The 18,034-nt window shown below is 69.0% G+C and carries 16 protein-coding genes; 11 read left to right on the forward strand and 5 right to left on the reverse strand.

What is annotated here, in order from left to right; translation table 11 throughout:
* The first annotated feature begins 146 nt into the window (after window positions 1-146).
* Both ACQY68_RS02075 and ACQY68_RS02080 read left to right on the forward strand, forming a co-directional pair.
* A complete protein-coding gene (locus tag ACQY68_RS02075; RefSeq protein ID WP_428151368.1) occupies window positions 147-1,643 on the forward strand; it encodes an ATPase domain-containing protein in 1,497 nt (498 codons plus the stop codon).
* Window positions 1,640-3,313, forward strand: coding sequence for a response regulator (locus ACQY68_RS02080; protein ID WP_428151369.1), 1,674 nt, complete (start codon window positions 1,640-1,642; stop codon window positions 3,311-3,313). The genes ACQY68_RS02075 and ACQY68_RS02080 overlap by 4 nt, the downstream gene beginning before the upstream one ends.
* 68 nt (window positions 3,314-3,381) lie before the next feature.
* Here the strand turns inward: ACQY68_RS02080 and ACQY68_RS02085 are convergent, their stop codons facing one another.
* The 3 genes from ACQY68_RS02085 to ACQY68_RS02095 all read right to left on the reverse strand — a co-directional run bounded on the left by ACQY68_RS02085 (window position 3,382) and on the right by ACQY68_RS02095 (window position 4,431).
* Complete coding sequence (locus ACQY68_RS02085) at window positions 3,382-3,558, reverse strand: DUF1328 domain-containing protein (protein ID WP_271084744.1); 177 nt, start codon at window positions 3,556-3,558, stop codon at window positions 3,382-3,384.
* Window positions 3,559-3,649: 91 nt separating this feature from the next.
* Entirely contained in the window at window positions 3,650-4,054 is a 405-nt protein-coding gene (locus ACQY68_RS02090) for a hypothetical protein (RefSeq protein ID WP_428151370.1), read from the reverse strand.
* Window positions 4,054-4,431, reverse strand: coding sequence for a glycine zipper domain-containing protein (locus ACQY68_RS02095; protein WP_309628865.1), 378 nt, complete (start codon window positions 4,429-4,431; stop codon window positions 4,054-4,056). Before ACQY68_RS02095 ends, ACQY68_RS02090 begins: the two co-directional genes overlap by 1 nt.
* A gap of 201 nt (window positions 4,432-4,632) precedes the next feature.
* Between ACQY68_RS02095 and ACQY68_RS02100 the strand changes: the two genes are divergently transcribed.
* The 9 genes from ACQY68_RS02100 to ACQY68_RS02140 all read left to right on the forward strand — a co-directional run bounded on the left by ACQY68_RS02100 (window position 4,633) and on the right by ACQY68_RS02140 (window position 16,420).
* Window positions 4,633-5,301 carry a fumarylacetoacetate hydrolase family protein gene (locus ACQY68_RS02100; RefSeq protein WP_428151371.1) on the forward strand — a complete coding sequence of 223 codons (669 nt, stop codon included), beginning with the start codon at window positions 4,633-4,635 and terminating at the stop codon, window positions 5,299-5,301.
* A complete protein-coding gene (gene maiA, locus ACQY68_RS02105; protein ID WP_428151372.1) occupies window positions 5,298-5,930 on the forward strand; it encodes a maleylacetoacetate isomerase in 633 nt (210 codons plus the stop codon). Before ACQY68_RS02100 ends, maiA begins: the two co-directional genes overlap by 4 nt.
* A gap of 130 nt (window positions 5,931-6,060) precedes the next feature.
* A complete protein-coding gene (locus ACQY68_RS02110) occupies window positions 6,061-6,900 on the forward strand; it encodes an aldo/keto reductase (protein WP_428152713.1) in 840 nt (279 codons plus the stop codon).
* Between the two features lie 46 nt (window positions 6,901-6,946).
* Window positions 6,947-9,640, forward strand: a complete 2,694-nt coding sequence (mutS, locus tag ACQY68_RS02115; protein WP_428151373.1) for a DNA mismatch repair protein MutS — start codon at window positions 6,947-6,949, stop codon at window positions 9,638-9,640.
* Window positions 9,641-9,812: 172 nt separating this feature from the next.
* On the forward strand, window positions 9,813-12,509 hold the full coding sequence (gene glnD, locus ACQY68_RS02120) for a [protein-PII] uridylyltransferase (protein WP_428151374.1): 2,697 nt from the start codon (window positions 9,813-9,815) through the stop codon (window positions 12,507-12,509).
* 40 nt (window positions 12,510-12,549) lie between these two features.
* Window positions 12,550-14,145, forward strand: a complete 1,596-nt coding sequence (gene murJ, locus ACQY68_RS02125) for a murein biosynthesis integral membrane protein MurJ (RefSeq protein WP_428151375.1) — start codon at window positions 12,550-12,552, stop codon at window positions 14,143-14,145.
* The gene (gene trpS / locus ACQY68_RS02130; protein WP_428151376.1) at window positions 14,145-15,188 is read left to right on the forward strand and encodes a tryptophan--tRNA ligase; all 1,044 of its coding nucleotides are present in this window, start codon (window positions 14,145-14,147) and stop codon (window positions 15,186-15,188) included. The genes murJ and trpS overlap by 1 nt, the downstream gene beginning before the upstream one ends.
* 68 nt (window positions 15,189-15,256) lie before the next feature.
* A complete protein-coding gene (locus ACQY68_RS02135) occupies window positions 15,257-15,946 on the forward strand; it encodes a GNAT family N-acetyltransferase (RefSeq protein ID WP_428151377.1) in 690 nt (229 codons plus the stop codon).
* 12 nt (window positions 15,947-15,958) lie between these two features.
* Window positions 15,959-16,420: an OsmC family protein gene (locus tag ACQY68_RS02140; protein WP_428151378.1), complete on the forward strand. Its 462-nt coding sequence runs from the start codon at window positions 15,959-15,961 to the stop codon at window positions 16,418-16,420.
* Window position 16,421: 1 nt separating this feature from the next.
* On the opposite strand, the gene ACQY68_RS02145 is transcribed toward ACQY68_RS02140, so the two are convergent.
* Together ACQY68_RS02145 and ACQY68_RS02150 are read right to left on the reverse strand one after the other, a co-directional pair.
* Entirely contained in the window at window positions 16,422-17,168 is a 747-nt protein-coding gene (locus ACQY68_RS02145; RefSeq protein WP_428151379.1) for a dienelactone hydrolase family protein, read from the reverse strand.
* A complete protein-coding gene (locus ACQY68_RS02150; RefSeq protein WP_428151380.1) occupies window positions 17,168-17,941 on the reverse strand; it encodes a dienelactone hydrolase family protein in 774 nt (257 codons plus the stop codon). Before ACQY68_RS02150 ends, ACQY68_RS02145 begins: the two co-directional genes overlap by 1 nt.
* Window positions 17,942-18,034: the final 93 nt, after the last annotated feature.

Here is an 18,034-nt window from a genome sequence, read left to right on the forward strand (position 1 = left end):
CACGAAGGCCTCGCCCTGCGGAGTGTCGCTTTCCGTACCGCTAAGTGTCTGGTTAAACGCCACTCTTCCCTTTTTCGCCGGACAGAGTGTAACCAGGTCGTCGGAACGGCGTTTCAGCTTTGCTGTTCAGCGAACGTGGAGCGAACGTGCCTGTCACCGAGATCGATAGCCCGGACGCCGCCTTCGGCATTGCGGGCCTGGACGACATCCTGGCGGGTGGACTTGAACGCCAGCGCGTCTACCTGCTGGAAGGCGCGCCCGGCACCGGCAAGACCACCGCCGCCATGAAGTTCCTGCTGGAAGGCGCGAGGCTCGGGGAGCCGACGCTTTATATCACCCTCTCCGAGACCGAGGAGGAGTTGCGCACGACCGCGAAGACCCACGGATGGTCGCTCGAAGGCGTCGAGGTCTTCGAACTGGTGCCGCCCGAGAGCCTGCTGGACGAACAGCAGCAGCAGAGCCTGCTCTATTCCTCCGACCTCGAGCTCGGCGAGACGACGCGAATGATCTTCGAATCCGTCGAGCGGACCAGGCCGCGCCGGGTCGTGATCGACAGCCTGTCGGAGATCCGGCTCCTGGCCCAGAGCTCCCTGCGTTATCGACGGCAGGTCCTGGCGCTGAAGCACTATTTCGCCAAAAACGGCGCGACCGTCCTGATGCTCGACGATCTCACGACCGACATCAACGACAAGACCGTGCACAGCGTTGCCCACGGCGTCGTTCAGTTGCAGGAACTCGCGCCCGAGTACGGCGCAGAACGTCGGCGGGTGCGGGTGCTGAAATATCGCGGGCGGCGCTTCCGCGGCGGCTATCACGATTTCACCATCAAGACCGGCGGGTTGGAGGTCTATCCCCGGATCGTCGCGTCGGAGCACCACACGGCCTTCCCGCGCGAGGCCCTCTCGAGCGGTGTGGCGGAACTGGACGACCTACTGGGCGGAGGGGTCGAACGCGGTTCAAGCGCACTGATCCTCGGTCCCGCAGGGACGGGCAAGTCGCTGTTCACGATCAACTTCGCCGTGGCCGCCGTGAGGCGCGGGGAGAAGGCGGCCCTGTTCATCTTCGACGAGGAGCTCGGGCTTCTCTACGACCGCATGACCAAGCTGGGCATCGATCTGAGGTCGATGGAGGCGGACGGCGATCTGATCATCGAACAGGTCGACGCCGCCGAGCTGTCGCCCGGCGAGTTCGCCGCGCGGGTCCGTCACTGCGTCGCCGCCCAGGGCATCCAGACCGTCGTGATCGACAGCCTGAACGGCTATCAGGCCGCGATGCCGCAGGAGCAGTTCCTGATCCTGCACATCCACGAGCTGCTGCAGTATCTGAACCGCCAGGGCGCCTCGACCTATCTGACCGTCGCCCAGCATGGGCTGGTGGGCGAGATGAAGGCGCCGGTGGATGTCACCTATCTGGCCGACACGGTGATCCTGCTGCGTTATTTCGAGGCCCTGGGCCATGTGCGGCGCGCCGTTTCGGTGATCAAGAAGCGGTCGGGCAAACACGAGACGAGCATCCGCGAATACAATATCGGCGAAGACGGTCTGAGCCTCGGCGAACCGCTAATCGGCTTCCAGGGCGTCCTGCGCGGGGTGCCCAACTTCGTCGGTCCAGGCTCGGGATTGATGGGCGAACCGTCCGCATGAGTGGCGGCGGGAGCGTCTCGCAACGGTCTCTGGTCCTGACGCCCTCGGGCCGGGACGGCGCCATTGCGACGGCCATCCTGAGCGAGGCCGACTGTCCGGCGCTTCTGTGTCGGGATCTCGAGGAGCTTCTGCTTCGCATGGACGAGGGCGCCGGTCTGGCGATCATCGTCGACGACGTTCTGCGCTCCGCCGATCTCAGCGGCCTGTCCGAATGGATCGGCGCCCAGCCGTCCTGGTCCGACTTTCCCTTCCTGATCCTGACCCAGCGCGGCGGCAGCGTGGAGCGCAATCCGGTGGCCCAGAGGCTGTCGCAGACGCTCGGCAACGTCGGGTTTCTGGAGCGGCCCTTTCATCCGACCACGCTCGTCAGCGCGGTGCGCACGGCGCTGCGCGGGCGCAGCCGCCAGTACGAGGCGCGCGAACGGATCGAGGAGATCCGCCGCGCCGAAAGCCTGCTGGAACGCCGGGTCGAGGAGAGGACGTCGGAACTCGAAGCCGTCAATCGCCAGCTGGCGAGCCAGATTCTCGAGCGGGAAAAGGCCGAGACTGCGTTGCGTCAGGCGCAGCGTCTGGAGGCGGTCGGGCAACTGACCTCCGGCATCGCCCACGACTTCAACAACCTGCTGACCGTCGTCATCGGCAACGTCGAACAGTTGCAGAAGCGCACCGACGATCCGGCGGTCCAGAAGCGGCTGTCGATGATGGGAGAGGCATCCCGGCGCGGGGCGCAGCTGACCGCCCAGATGCTGGCCTTCTCGCGCCGTCAGAAGCTGGAGCCCCGTGCGGTCGACCTGAACGACACGGTTCGAAGCATGGGCGAACTGCTGCAGAGCACGATCGGCGGCAGCGTTCGCATCCTTGAACCCGAACTCGCCGAGGGACTCTGGGCGGCGATGATCGACCCGACCCAGATCGAACTGGTCATCCTGAACCTGGCCATCAACGCGCGCGACGCCATGGATGTCGGCGGCACGCTCAGGATCGCGACGGCCAATGTGACGACGCCGCCCCCCGAGAAACCCGAAGAGCCTCCGGCCGGGCAGCATGTCATGGTGTCGGTCTCCGACAACGGCTCGGGCATGAACGACGAGGTGCTGGCCAAGGTCTTCGAACCCTTTTTCACCACCAAGGCGGTGGGCAAGGGATCGGGGCTGGGGCTCAGCCAGGTCTATGGTCTGGCGAAACAGTCGGGCGGCGGCGTGACGATCGAGACCGTCGTGGGCGAAGGAACGACGATCAAGGTCTTCCTGCCGCGCGCCGATGCCGTTCCCGTCAGCGAGGCGCCGTCGGCGACCGTGGCCAGCGTCGCTCCGTCCGACAATCTGATGGTTCTGGTCGTCGATGACGACGACGCCGTGCGGGGGGTAACGGCGGAGATCCTGTCGGATCTCGGCTATGTCGTCGTCGAGGCCGGCAGCGGCGGGGCGGCGCTGGACGTGTTCGACCGGCATCAGGACATTCGGGCCGTGGTGCTCGACTTCGCCATGCCGGGCATGAACGGCGGCGACGTCGCCCGCGAACTGGTCGGTCGCAGGCCCGGCCTGCCGATCCTGTTCGCGACGGGCTACGCCGACGCCGACGCGCTGGCCGCCACACCGGACGATCTGATCGTGCACAAGCCGTTCGACCAGGGCGAACTGGCTCACAAGCTGGCCGCCGCCCTGCGCTGACGGGCTGCCAGGAAAAAAGCCGCGACCCGGGGGCCGCGGCTCTTGTCTGCGAAGCGGGCGTGAGCCGGCTAAATGCGCGTCCCGCGTCCTCGAAGTCCGCCCGCGACCAGCGAGATGACGAACAGGATGATGGCGATGACGGCCACGAACTTGGCGATTTCGAACGAGAAGTTGGCGATCCCGCCGAAGCCCAGAACGGCGGCGACGAGCGCGACAACCAGGAAAATGATGGCCCAGCGAAGCATGGACGACCCTCCTTGCTAGAGTTGACGACAAGCGCCGCCAAACCTCGACGCCGCCTGTCTGATCAACGCCGTGAAGGCGTGGCCGTTCCGCCTACCGGCGATACCCCCGGCCGTGCGGTTTCTCCGTGAAGGCCGCCGCCACCATGGTGGCCAGCGCGGGATTGCGCAGGAAGATCCAGCCGCCGGCGAGCGCCGCGACCGTGCCGAGGATCGGACGCGAACGGAACAGGGCGAAGGCACGCCGGCCCAGACCCAGGTCTTCGTCCTCGTACTCTTCCTCTTCGTCCATCACGCCCGCGGCGTTCAGGAAGACCACCGCCACGATGATCGCGATCACGGCGAAGACCCCGGCCGTGATGGCGGCGGCGCCGAGCGCCGGCAGAACCAGTGCGAGCGCGTAGTAAAGCGTCGCCCCGAGGGCGACGATCGCCACGAAGGCGCTGGCGGCGACCACGAAGGCCGCCGTCAGTTTCTTGACCAGCCCCTTGCCGATCATCAGCGGCGACGGCCCGCGAGCAGCAGGCCGAGCACGACGCCGACGCCGAGCGCGATGGCGGTCGACTGGACCGGACGCTCCTGGACCCGCTCGGTGATATAGCGCTGGGCTTCGTCGAACCGCTCGGAGGCGTCGTCGTAATATTCGCGGCCGCGCACGCGGGCCTGATCGTAGTAGCCGCGGGCCTGATCGCGCAGTTCGTCGGCGCGCTCGCGGATGCGGGCGTCGGCTTCGGCGGCCTTTTCGCGCAGGCGGGCCTCGGTCTCGGCCGCCTTTGCTTTCAGACGCGCGGTTTCCTCGCGCGCGCCGACCTTCAGGTCCTCCTTGAGGGTGTTCAGGTCGTTCTTGATGTCTTCACGTGCCTTCGAGGTCGCCATGATGCCGCGCTCCGTTTTGTCAGCTTGGCCGTTGATACAGGCCTAGTCCGCTCAACGCCATATTGCCGTGGCGGTTCCTTTGCGGTGCAGCATCGCCGTAACGGCGAGGGCTTGGAAATTAGGGCTTAGGGCTTGGTCAAAGCCATGCGGCTCGGCAGCCAAGCCCTACTCACCAAGCCCTAAGCCCTCTAACCTGCGACCATGACCCCCTTCCTGTTCGCCCCCGCCCCGACCGTCTCCCTGCCCATCGTCGGCGACGATCGCCGCTTCCCGGTGCGGCGCATCTTCTGCGTAGGCCAGAACTATGCGGCCCATGCGCGTGAGATGGGCAATGACCCGACGCGCCAGGCGCCCTTCTTCTTCTCCAAGCCCGCCGACGCCATCGTCACGGACGGCGCGGACCCGGCCTATCCGTCGGCGACGGAGAACCTGCACCACGAGGTCGAGCTGGTCGCGGCGATCGGGGAAGGCGGAGCCATCGTCGGCTGGGCCGTCGGAGTCGATCTGACGCGGCGGGACCTGCAGGCCGAGGCCAAGGCCAAGGGGCGGCCGTGGGATGCCGGCAAGGCCTTCGACCAGTCCGCTCCGTGCGGCCCGCTGACGCTCGGCGCCCTGCCGGACGCGGCGGGGACCATCGCCATCACCGTCAACGGCGAGACGAAACAGTCGTCGACCCTCGCCGAAATGATCTGGAACCCGGCCGAGATCGTCGGGAAGGCCAGCGAGCTGTGGGCGCTTCAGCCCGGCGACCTGATCTTCACCGGCACGCCCGAAGGGGTCGGGCCGCTGGTCGCGGGCGATGTCGTCGAAGCGACCATCGCCGGTCTCGAAACCCTGAGGTTCGTGGTTCAGGGACGTTTGGCCCGATGATCCTGCACGGCTATTTCCGTTCCAGCGCGGCCTATCGGACGCGGATCGCCCTCAATCTGAAAGGCGTCGCCTGCGAACAGCACGACATCGATCTGCGTACCGGGGCGCAGCGGTCCGAGGCCTTCCTCAAGCTGAACCCGCAGGGACTTGTGCCGGCGCTTGAAGTGGACGGAGTCGTCATCACCCAGTCGACGGCCATCCTCGAATGGCTGGACGAAACCTTCCCCCAGCCGGCCCTGATGCCCGCCGACGCCATCGGCCGGGCGCAGGTGCGCGGCATGATCGGACTGATCGCCTCGGACATCCATCCGCTGAACAATCTGCGGGTGCTGAACGTGCTGCGCGGCACGTTCGGCGCGGACCAGGCCCGGATCGACGCCTGGGCCGGGGGCTGGATGATCCCGGGATTCGACGCCCTGACGGCGCTGACGACCAAACAGGGCGCGGGATGGCTGCATGGCGACGCGCCAACGCTGGCCGACTGCTACCTGATCCCGCAGCTCTATTCGGCGCGGCGGTTCAATGTGGATCTGGCGCCCTTCCCGGTGCTGACGGCGATCGAGGATCGGGCCCTGGCCCACCCCGCTTTCGCCGCCGCCCATCCGGACCTGCAGCCGGGCGCCGACTGATCGAGTCGCGTTCCGCCGGTAAGGAACCGGCAGGGTTTCCCTCAGCATCGCTTAAGCATTGCCGGTGCAGAATGCCGGGGTGAAATCAGGCGTTTCCCCTTCTCCGGCCGCGAAGCTGGCCCTCGCGGTCGTGACCGAGCCTGAGCGCGCGCTCCCCATTCCCGTCGGCGCTCGCGAAGAAGCGATGCGGACCCTGTTGCAGACCGCCGCTGACGCCGGCGTCAGCATCATCGCCACCCGCCCGACCGGCGACGGCGAACGCATTCTGGGCCAGTCCTGGCCCTTCCCGTCGCCCTTCTCCGTGTCCGTCCGAACCGTCGCCCTGTCCGAAGGCCTGGACCGGGTCGAGGCCCGCGCCCGCCGGTCTCTGGAACGGATGGGCCTGCCGCGCGGCGACGTGCTGCTGGCGTCGGGCGCGTCCGATCTGGCCGGGGCCGAGGGCCGGGCCCTGTGGGAGCGGATGCAGGCGCTCAAGGATCGCGGCCTCTACAGGCGGATCGGCTTCATGGCGACGATGGAGGACGGGCCGGTGCTGCTGGCGCGCCGCTTCCAGCCCGACGTCGTGCAGATTCCCTGCAATATTCTCGACCAGCGCCCGGTGACCGAGGGAACGCTCAGCGAGGTCGCGGGTCTGGGCGTCGATGTCCATGTCTCGTCGGTGTTCGCCCGGGGCCTGTTGTTCACCAATCAGGAAAACCTGCCGCCGCATCTGGCCGGTCACGGCGTCGCCCTGTCGCGTACGCGCCGTCGTCTGGCCGAGGCGCGGATCGACCCGATGCAGGCCGCGCTCGCCTTCTGCCTCGGCCTGCCGCCGGCCGCCGCCGTGGTCGCCAGCGTGGCCTCGGCCGCCGAACTGCGCGCGGTTCTGGCCGCCGCCCACGCGCCGCGCCCCGATCTGGACTGGGACGCACTGGCCTTCCAGGAACCTGCCGTGCTCAGCGCCGGCTACCGCGAGCGGGTCGCGGCCTAGAATAGCTTGAGCCGACGCCGACGATCCGTCACCCTGACGGCACGTCATGAACGCTCCCCTCTCCCATCCGCCGAAGACCGATCCGACCGCCCCTGATCAGGGCGTCGTCACGCCCTTCATGGCCCAGTATCTGGCCGCCAAGGCGTCGCAGCCGGATGCGGTGCTGTTCTTCCGCATGGGCGATTTCTACGAGCTGTTCTTCAAGGATGCGGAGCTGGTGGCGGCCGCCATAGGCCTGACCCTGACCAAACGGGGCAAGCATCTGGGCGAGGACATCGCCATGTGCGGCATGCCCCACCATGCGGCCGAGGGATACATTGCCCGCCTGATCCGGCAGGGCTTCCGCGTCGCCATCTGCGAACAGATGGAGGACCCGGCCGAGGCGAAGAAGCGCGGCTCCAAGTCGATCGTCCGGCGCGACATCGTGCGGGTGGTGACGCCGGGCACCCTGACCGAGGATTCGCTGCTCGATGCGCGGGGCGCCAACCGGCTGGCGGCCGTGGCGATCCGCAAGGGTCGCGCGGCCGTGGCGGTGGTCGAGCTGTCGGCGGGGGCGGTCGATTGCGTCGCCTGCGACATCGGCGACCTGGGCGCGACGCTGGCGGCCTTCCGGCCCAGTGAGGTGCTGGTCACCGACAAACTCTATTCCGATGCCGAGTTGAAGGGGGCGCTGGACGGCTCCGGCGGGGTGGTCCAGGCGCTGGCATCTGCGGTCGCTGAACCCGCGGCGGCGGGCGGCCGGGTCGCGCGGCTGTACGGCGTCGCCTCGCTGGACGGGTTCGGGACGTTCGAGGAGGCGGAGGTCTCGGCGCTCGGCCTGATCGCCGCCTATGTGGAGACGACGCAGGCGGGGAGGGTTCCGGCCCTGTCGCCGCCGAGGCGTTCGGGAGAGAGCGGCTTCCTCGCCATCGATCCGGCGACGCGGTTGTCGCTGGAGATCGACCGGACCCAGAGGGGCGAACGCGAGGGATCGCTGCTGGCCTGCATCGACCGGACGGTGACCTCGGGCGGGGCGCGGGCCCTGGCCGAGCGGATCGCCCGGCCGCTGCGCAATCCGGTCGAAATCAATCATGGACTCGACGCGGTCGAATGGCTGCTGGAGCGGCGCTCGTTGCGGCGGGATCTGCGCGACGAACTGAAGGCCTCGGCCGATGTGGCTCGCGCCGTGTCGCGACTGGCTCTGGGACGCGGCGGGCCGCGCGATCTGGCCGCGATCCGCGCCGGGCTGACCATCGCAGAGGCGCTGGCCGGCCTGTTCACGGTTTCACCGAATCCGCTGACGGGGCCGCCTGCGCGAATCGTCGGCTGCCTCGACCGTCTGACCCTGTCGCCCGATCTGGCGCGGCTGATGCTGGATCTGGCGGAGGGACTGGCCGAGGAGCCGCCGCACCTGGCGCGTGACGGCGGGTTCGTGAAGCCGGGCTTCCGGCCCGAGCTCGACGCGGCCCGGACCCTGCGCGACGACAGCCGCCGGGTCGTCGCCGATCTGGAGGCCCGCGCCGTGGCCGAGAGCGGCGTGCCGTTCAAGGTCAGGCACAATGCGGTGCTGGGCTATTTCCTCGAGACCACGGCCAAACACGCCGAACCCCTGTTCCGCGCCGGACCCGAGAGCCCTTTCATCCACCGCCAGACCCTGGCGGCCCAGGTGCGGTTCACGACGGTCGAACTGTCGGAGCTGGACGCGAAGATCAGTCAGGCCGGGCACCGGGCGCTCGCCATGGAGGGCGAAACCTTCGAGCTGTGGCGCCAGACCGTGCAATCGCTCGCCATGCCCTTGCAGGCCGTGGCCGACGCCCTGGCCGAACTGGACGCCACCGCCGCACTCGCCGAATGGGCCGAGGAGGTCGGGGCGGTGCGCCCCGTGGTCGACGATTCGAAGGTGTTCGCCGTCGAAGCCGGACGTCATCCGGTGGTCGAGGCGGCGGTGAAGAAGGCTGGCGATCCGTTCACGCCGAACGACTGCAAGCTGGACGGCGACGGTCTTGGCTGCGCCCGCCTCAGCATTGTCACCGGGCCGAACATGGCCGGCAAGTCGACCTTCCTGCGCCAGAACGCCCTGCTGGTCGTGCTGGCGCAGGGCGGCTGTTTCGTGCCGGCGAAGTCGATGCGGCTGGGCGTCGTCGACCGGCTGTTCTCGCGCGTCGGCGCCGGGGACGATCTGGCGCGCGGGCGGTCCACCTTCATGATGGAGATGGTCGAGACGGCCGCCATCCTGACCCAGGCGACGCCGCAGAGCTTCATCGTGCTGGATGAGATCGGGCGGGGCACGGCGACCTATGACGGTCTGGCCATCGCCTGGGCCTGCGCCGAGGCCCTGCACGATGTGAACAGGGCCCGGACCCTGTTCGCGACCCACTATCACGAACTGGCGCGGCTCGAGGAACGGCTCGACCACGTCTGCAACCTGTCCATGAAGGCCCGGGAGTGGAACGGCGAACTGGTCTTCCTGCACGAGGCGGCGCCCGGCGCGGCCGACCGCTCGTACGGGGTTCAGGTCGCCAAGCTGGCGGGCGTGCCTCCGGCGGTGGTCGCCCGCGCCCGCGCCGTGCTGGACCGTCTGGAGACCGAGAAGGCGGCGCACGGCAGGCTCGACGACCTGCCTTTGTTCGCCATGGCCGAACCGCCGCCTCCGCCGATGAAGTCGGCGATCGACGAAGCTGTCGCGGCCTTGGATCCGGATGCGCTGACCCCGCGCGAGGCGCTGGAGGCGCTCTACCGGCTGAAGGGGTTGGCGAGGTGATCTCTTCTTCTTTCGTCATCCTCCGGCCAGCCGCTCTTGCGGCGCAGACCGGGGGACCCAGCGGCGCGCGAGAGCGCGAAACTGCCGCGAACTTCGCTGCTACCGACATCCTGCCTGAACAGATCGCCTTCGGCGCCGCTGGGTCCCCCGGTCTCGCTGCGCTCGCCGGAGGATGACGAAAGTGGGCGAGACACTGGACGCCCAGCTCGACGCCCTGGTCGCCGCCTCGGGCGTGCGTCCGGCGGTGGCGGGGGTGCTGAAGGCCCACTACAACGCCGCGCGCGAGAGGATCGCGACGAAGCTGGCCAACGGGGCGCCGGGCGTCGAGGTGGCCCGTCTGTATTCGGCGGCGGCCGACGAGCTGCTGACGGCTCTCTGGCGGTTCACGACCGAGACCCTCTATCCGTCCCACAATCCGACCGAGGCGGAGAAGCTCAGTCTGATCGCGGTCGGCGGCTATGGCCGGGGCGTGCTGGCGCCGTTTTCCGACCTCGACCTCGTCTTCCTGCGGCCATGGAAGACCACGGCCCGGACCGAGACGGTGGCGGAGTTCATGCTCTACGTCCTTTGGGATCTGGGGCTGAAGGTCGGGTCCTCGGCGCGGTCGGTGGACGAGGCCCTGTCCTTGGCCCGCTCCGACATGACGATCCGCACGGCCCTGCTGGAAGCCCGGCCGCTGGCGGGTGACGCCCAGCTGACCGAGGACTTCCTCTGGCGCTTCCGGGGCATGGTGACCAACGCCGATCCGCGTCCCTTCATCGCCGCCAAGATGGAGGAGCGGGAAACCCGTCATTCCAGGACCGGCGCCGTCCGCTATCGGGTCGAGCCGAACATCAAGGACGGCAAGGGCGGGCTTCGCGACCTGAATACCCTGTTCTGGATCGCCCGGTCGCTGGCGCCGGACAGTCCGCTGGGCGCGCGGGTGCTCGACGAACTGCTGACGCCGCGCGAACGCCGGACCTTCGAGGAGGCGTTCGACTTCCTGTGGCGGGTGCGGGCGCATCTGCATCTGGCGGCGGGGCGGGCCGAGGAGAAGCTGACCTTCGACCTTCAGCCCGAGGTGGCGCGACGGATGGGCTGGCGCGGGCGCGGCGACGAGCCGGCGGTCGAGCGGTTCATGCGCCGATACTTCCTCGTCGCCCGCGACGTCGGCGCCCTGACCCGGGCCATGAGCGCGACGCTGGAAGCTCGCCAGCAGAAGAAGACCCTGAGCCTGTCGCGCCTGATCCCGGGGCGGAAGCGGAATCTCGGCGTGCCCGGCTTCATCGAGGACGGCGGGCGGCTGTCGGTCACGGGGCCCGAGGTCTTCGCCGAGGACCCGGTCAAGCTGCTGACCCTGTTCGTCTGCGCCGACCAGCACGACCTGGATGTCCATCCGCACGCCTTCTCGGCCGTGACCCGGTCGCTGGCTCTGGTGACGCCGAAGCTGAGGCGCGATCCGCGCGCGACGGCGGCCCTGCTGCATGTGCTGGCGCATGGCCAGAGGCCCTATCGCGTCCTGACCATCATGAACGAGGCTGGGCTGCTGGGCCGGTTCCTGCCGGAATGGGGCCGGATCGTCGGCCAGACCCAGTTCAACATGTACCACGCCTATACGGTCGATGAGCACACGCTCCAGGCCATCGGCATCATCAACGACATCCAGCGCGGCAAGCTCAAGGACGACCATCCGCTGGCCACCGAGGTGATCCACCTGATCGCCGATCCGGAGGCCCTGATGCTGGCCATGCTGCTGCACGACGTCGGCAAGGGCGGGGAGCGGGGGCAGCTCGAGGACGGGGCTATCGCCGCGCGCCGGGCCTGCGAGCGGCTGGGCGTCGATCCCCGGCGGATCGAGATCGTGGTCTGGCTGGTGCGGCATCACCTGGCGCTGTCGGACTATGCGCAGAAGCGGGACATTTCCGATCCGGCGACGGTGCAGGCCTTCGCCGAGATCGTCGGCGATCCGGAACGGCTGCGCATGCTGCTGGTCCTGACCGTGGCCGATATCCGCGCCGTGGGGCCGGGGGTGTGGAACAGCTGGAAGGGGCAGCTGATGCGCAGCCTCTACGCCGCCGTGGAGGCCCTGTTCCGGGGCGAGGACATCCAGACCGCGGACCCGCTGGCCGAACACGCGGCTCTGGTCGCGCGGGCGCTCGAGGGCGGGGCGGCGGTCGAGGCGCGGACCTGCGTCGCCGGCCGGATCGAGGAGACGACGGAGATCGCGCTCGCCGCCCGCGATCGGCCCGGCCTGTTCGCCGATCTCGCGGCGGTGCTGGCCGCCGCCGGAGCAGACGTCACGGGCGCACGCGTCGCCACGGCGGCCGACGGCACGGTGCTGGACGTGTTTCAGGTCCAGGACGGCGCCGACCAGCCCTATGGCCAGGCCGAACCGCGCCGGCTGACGTCGCTGATCGCCGCCCTCGAGGCGGCGGCGCGGGGGGAGACGCCGGTCTCGCCTCCCGCCATGCCCAAGTCTTCGCCGCGTCGGGCCGCGTTCGATGTGCGCCCGGTGGTGATGATCGACAACGCGGCGTCGGCGGACGCCACGGTGATCGAGGTGTCCGGCGCCGATCGTCCGGGCCTGCTGGCCGAGCTGTCGCGCACCCTGTCGGACCACGACCTGTCGATCCGCTCGGCCCATGTCGCCGGCTTCGGCGAGCGGGCGGTCGACAGCTTCTATGTGACCGACCGGAAGGGCCGGAAGCTGAAGTCCGACGGCCTGCTGGATGACGTTCACGCCGCGCTCGAGGCCGTGCTGGACCGCGCCCCCGAGGCCCCCGAGGGCCGCCGGATCACGGCCGCCCGTGCCAGCGCCCGGGATGTCTCCGATCTGCGGCCGCGTCCCGTCTCCAGGAAGCCCGTTTCGCCCGCGCCGGAAGCGCGCTAAGCGCTGATCACTCCCCGGACCCAATGATGAGCCCAAGACCGTGAGCCTCGCCCGTAACGCCCTGGTGCAGGCGACCCTGACCCTGGGCAGCCGCATCCTGGGGTTCGCCCGCGACCTGTTCCTGTCGGCGCGCTTCGGTCAGGGGCCGATGATGGACGCCTTCACCACGGCGTTGATGTTCCCCAACATGTTCCGCCGTCTGTTTGCCGAGGGCGCCTTCGCCCAGGCCTTCGTGCCGATCTATGGCGGGGTGCGGGCGCGGGAGGGCGAGGAGGCGGCCGCCGTCACGGCGTCGGAGGCGCTTAGCTTCATCTTCGCCGTGGTCGCGGGCTTCTGCATCCTGTCGCAGGTCGCGATGCCCTGGCTGATGCCCTTCATGCTGTCGGCCTGGAAGGACGACGCGGGGGTGATGAAGGCGGCGGTCACGGCGGCCCAGCTGACCATGCCCTACCTGGCCTGCATGACCATCGCATCGCTGTTGTCGGGCGTGCTGAACACCTCTGGCCGGTTCGCCCTGTCCGCGGGCGTGCCGATCTTCCTCAACCTGTGCACCCTGGCGCCGCTGATTGCGCCCAGCTTCATCGACATCAGCCCATCGACCCTGCTGTACGCGGTGTCTATCGCGGTCAGCCTCTCGGGCCTGATTCAGGCCGGACTGCTTTGGTGGGGTGTGCAGCGGCTGGGCATCCGGCTGAAACTGTCCCTGCCACGGATGACGGAGGGCGTGGCGCGGACGCTGAAACTCGCGATCCCCGGCGTTCTCGCAGGCGGCGCCCTGCAACTGAACTCGCTGGTCAGCCAGCTTCTGACCGGCTCCAACGAAGGCGCCCGTTCGGTCCTCTATAACGCGGACCGCCTGTACCAGCTGCCGCTCGGCCTCGTCGGCGTGGCCATCGGGCTGGCCTTGGTGCCGCGGCTGACCAGGGCCTTCGTGTCCGGTGATCACGAGGGCGGGCGCAAGACGCTGGATGACGGCATCACCCTGTCGATGGCCTTCACCCTGCCGGCGGCCGTGGCCCTGTTCGTCATTCCGTTCTTCATCATCGACGCCACGGTGACGCGCGGGGCCTTCACCAGTATCGACGCGGCGCGCACCGCCGATGTGCTGCGCCAGTTCGCCTGGGGCGTGCCGGCCTTCGTCCTGGCCAAGGTCCTGACCCCGCCCTTCTTCGCCCGCCAGGACACGCGACGGCCGATGATCTTCTCCATCGCCTCGGTCGCGGTGACCGTGGCGCTCGGCTCGGCCCTGTTCTTCGGCCTTCAGGCCATCGGCGGCGACGGGGTGCTGGGTCTGGCGGTCGCCACCAGCGTTTCGGCCTGGGTTAATGTTGGGCTGCTGATGGGAACGCTCGTGCGCGAGAAGGCCTGGTCGCCCTCCGGCCGGTTCGTTTCGAAATTCTCCCGCGTTTTGGCGGCCAGCGCCGTCATGGCCGCCGTCCTCGTTCCGGCCAGCCTCTATTACCGCGACCTGAGCCGGCTGTTCCTGGCCAAGGAAATCGCCGTCCTGGTGGTCGTCGGCGTCGGAGCCCTTGTCTATGGCGTCTGCCTCGTGCTTTTCCGCGCGGTGAGCGTGTCCGAGCTGAAGGCGACGCTGCGACGTGAACCCGGGGCCACCACCCCCGCCGGACTGGATTGATGACTGACGCCTCCCCGAATGTTCCCGCCTACGATGGCCCGCGCCGTATCCTCAGTGGCATCCAGGCCTCCGGCGCCCTGCATCTGGGCAACTATCTGGGGGCGTTGAAGCGGTTCACGGCGCTGCAGGATTCCGGCGCGCCCTGCTTCCTGTTCGTGGCCGACATGCACGCGATCACCGTCTGGCAGGACCCGGCCCTGCTGACCGCCCAGACGCGCGAGATCGCCGCCGCCTACATCGCCTCGGGCCTCGATCCGGCGAAGTCGACCATCTTCCCGCAGTCGGCCGTGCGCGCCCACGCCGAATTGGCCTGGATCTTCAACTGCGTCGCCCGCCTCGGCTGGCTCGACCGGATGACCCAGTTCAAGGAGAAGTCGGGCAAGCACAAGGAACGGGCCTCGGTCGGCCTCTACACCTACCCCGTGCTCCAGGCCGCCGACATCCTGCTCTACAAGGCGACCGAGGTGCCGGTGGGCGAGGACCAGAAACAGCATCTGGAACTGACCCGCGACATCGCCGGCAAGTTCAACAACGACTTCGACGCCCCGGGCTTCTTCCCCCTGCCCGAGCCGCTGATCCAAGGTCCGGCGACGCGGGTCATGTCCCTGCGCGACGGCGCGGCCAAGATGTCGAAGTCTGATCCTTCCGACCAGTCGCGCATCAACCTGACCGACGACGCCGACACGATCGCCGCCAAGATCCGCAAGTCCAAGACCGACATGGGCGTCATGCCTGCACCCGGCGAGAGCCTGGATGACCGGCCCGAGGTCAGGAACCTGATCGCCATCTATGCCGCCCTGTCGGACCAGACGCGCGAACAGGTCACCGCCCAGTTCGCCGGACAGGGCTTCGGCGCCTTCAAGCCGGCGCTGGCCGATCTGGCCGTGGAGGCCCTGGCGCCGGTCACGGCCGAGATGCGCCGTCTGATGAACGATCCGGCCGAGATCGACCGCGTCCTCAAGGACGGCGCCGAACGCGCCGCCGAGATCGCTGATCCGGTGATTGCAGAGGTCAAGAAGATCGTCGGCTTCTGGCAGGCCTGATCGCGGGTTTCGGCCCCCGCGTCGTCGGCGGGGCTGACGCGGAATCCGCCACGCGCTAAAGCGTCGCCATGAGCCATCCCCTCGATCGCGCCGTTTGGAACGCCCTGACGACCCGGCTGTCGGGCTTCGTCACGACCGACAGCGACGCCCGGGCCGTGCGGATCGATCCGGAGGTCGGGATCTTCGTCTCGGGCGCCGATGCCGCCCCCTCGACGCTGAAGGCCATGGCGGACCTCGCGCTGCGCCACCCGGGCGCCGGGATGGTAGAGTTGACCGGCGGGCCCATGGACGCGCTGGACCTGCCGGGGGTGGAGGTCGTCAGCCGCATTCCGCTCGTCCAGATGGTCTGCGCAGCTCTGACGCCGGGCGGCCCGGACCTCACCCATGAGATCCTGACCCAGACCGATGCGCCGGAGATGCTGGCGTTGGCGACCCTGACCAAGCCGGGGCCCTTCCGGTCCCGCACCCGAGAGCTGGGGCCGTTCATAGGGGTGAAACAGGACGGGCGGCTGGTCGCCATGGCCGGGCGACGCCTGCGGGTCGACGGCTTCACCGAACTGAGCGGCGTCTGCACCCACCCGGATCATCGCGGCCGCGGCTATGCGGCGGCGCTGTCGCGGGCCGTCGTGGGCGAGATCCTGGCGTCAGGCGAAGGGGCCTTCCTGCACGCCTTCGCCGGGCACGACGCGACCATCGCCTTCTATCGCTCGCTGGGCTTCGAGGTCCGCGCGCCGATGACCTATACGATTCTGGGATAACGGGAGGGCGGCATGAGATACGACGCAGCGATCGAGTGGACGCGGGGCGATCAGGCCTTCGTCGACAACAAATATTCCCGCGCCCACGTCTGGCGCTTCGACGGCGGGGCGGTCGTGCCGGGCTCTTCGGCGCCGGCCAGCGTGCCCTTGCCGTACTCTGACGCCTCGGCGGTCGATCCGGAGGAGGCGATGATCGCCTCCTTGTCGAGCTGCCACATGCTGTGGTTCCTGGCCTTCGCCGCCAAGGCGGGGTGGGTCGTCGACCGGTATTTCGACGAGGCCTCGGGCGAGCTGGATCGCAACCCGGAGGGGCGACGCTATCTGGCGCGGGTGACCCTGCGGCCGGTCACAGCCTTCACCGGACCAGCCCCCACGCAGGAGGAACTCGACGGCCTGCATCACGCGGCCCACGATCACTGTGAGATGGCCCACAGCGTGCGGGCGACGATCACGGTCGAGGCCACGATCGGCTAGGTCAGGCCCGGGCCTTCAGGAAGCCGACGAAGCGGCGGATCGCCTCCTTCGTCGCCTCGGGGTCGTGGCGGATCTTCGGATGGGTCAGGCCGGGTTCGTCGAAGGCGTGGGTGGCGTCGACGACCCATTCCTCGATGTCCGATCCGGCCGCGCGGGCGTGATCAAGCGCCTTCTCGTAGTCGGCGCGTTTGGCCAGATGGTCGCGCGTCGGGATGATCACCAGGGCGTCCAGCGCACGGCGCCAGCGCATGAAACGGCTCCGGGCGGGCAGGGCGACATAGGGGTAGGGCAGGAAGGCTCCGACGACGCCCGACAGGTCGGCGTGCTGTGGATCGGCGATCATGGCCTCACCGCGTCGCTCCAGCTTTTCGGTCATCAGGTCCATGATGGCCCAGGCGCCGTGGCTCCAGCCAGCCAGGACGACGCGGGTCGGGTCGGCGTCGGGCAGGGTTCCGGCAAAGGTCGTCGCCGCCATCACGTCGCCTGCGCGGGTGCCACCGCGCAGCAGCAGGCCCGTGCAGACGAAGGTGCGGACGAAGGCGTCGGACCAGCCGCGCGCGATGAAACTCTCGACCGTCACCGCCATCCAGCCGGCTTCGACCGCCGCCTCGGCGTAGCGGTGAAGATGCTCGCGCACCCCGCCGCAGCCGGGAAAGATCAGGACGACCGGGAAGGGGCCGGGTCCGTCAGGGCGGCGGATGACGAGCGACGGCTTCAGCCGGGCCCAGCGCTCCGCCAGAGTGTCCATCAGGCGGCGGCGGTTACCGGGCGCGGCGCGACGGCCACGTCTTCCAGCAGGGCGCGAAACCGGCGGATCGCCTCGCCGGTCAGGTCGGCGTCGTACTTCATCGGCAGGGCCGTCATCGGCTCGTCGAAGCTGTGGGTGCCCGGTGCGACCCAGGTCTCGACCTCGGCGCCGCAGTTCCGGACCATGTCGTGGACCCGCTCGGCGTTCCGGACCGTGGTCAGGTGGTCCTTCTGGGAGATGACGGCGAGGGTCTTCGGGCAATGCCGCCAGGGCCGCATCCGGTTCAGGGCCGCGACCCCGACATAGGGGTAGGCCAGATAGGTCGCCCTGACCCCGGAGAGGTCGGCGGTCTCCGCGTCCTTCACGCCCAGCGCCGTGGCGGGAACGGGATCGCAGCTCATGGCCTCCATGATGCCCCAGCCGCCATGGCTCCAGCCGGCCAAGGCGATCTTGGTTTCATCCACGTCGGGCCGCGCCGAGACACCCTGGATCGAGGCCATCACGTCGCCGCCCCGTTCCCAGCCGCGCAACATCAGGCCGGTGCAGACCGTGGCCATGGCGAACTCCCGGCTCCAGCCGCGCGGGGCGTAGGAATCGACGATCACCGCCCGCCAGCCGGCCTCCTTCGCCGCCGCTGCATACATCGGCAGATGCCCGCGCAGGCCGCCGCAGCCGTGGAACAGGATCGCCGTCGGGCGCGGCCGGTCGTCGTCGGGTCCGACGATGCTGGCGTAGGGTTCGAGTCTGGCCCAACGGTCGGAGAGGGTGTCCATGAGGGAGGCATATCCCTTCTCCCCTTGCGGGAGAAGGTGGCTGAGCGAAGCGAAGCCGGATGAGGGGTATGTGTCCTCAGATGTTGAGGGTCG

Origin of the sequence: Brevundimonas sp. (assembly GCF_965278935.1) — a bacterium.
GTDB lineage: Bacteria > Pseudomonadota > Alphaproteobacteria > Caulobacterales > Caulobacteraceae > Brevundimonas.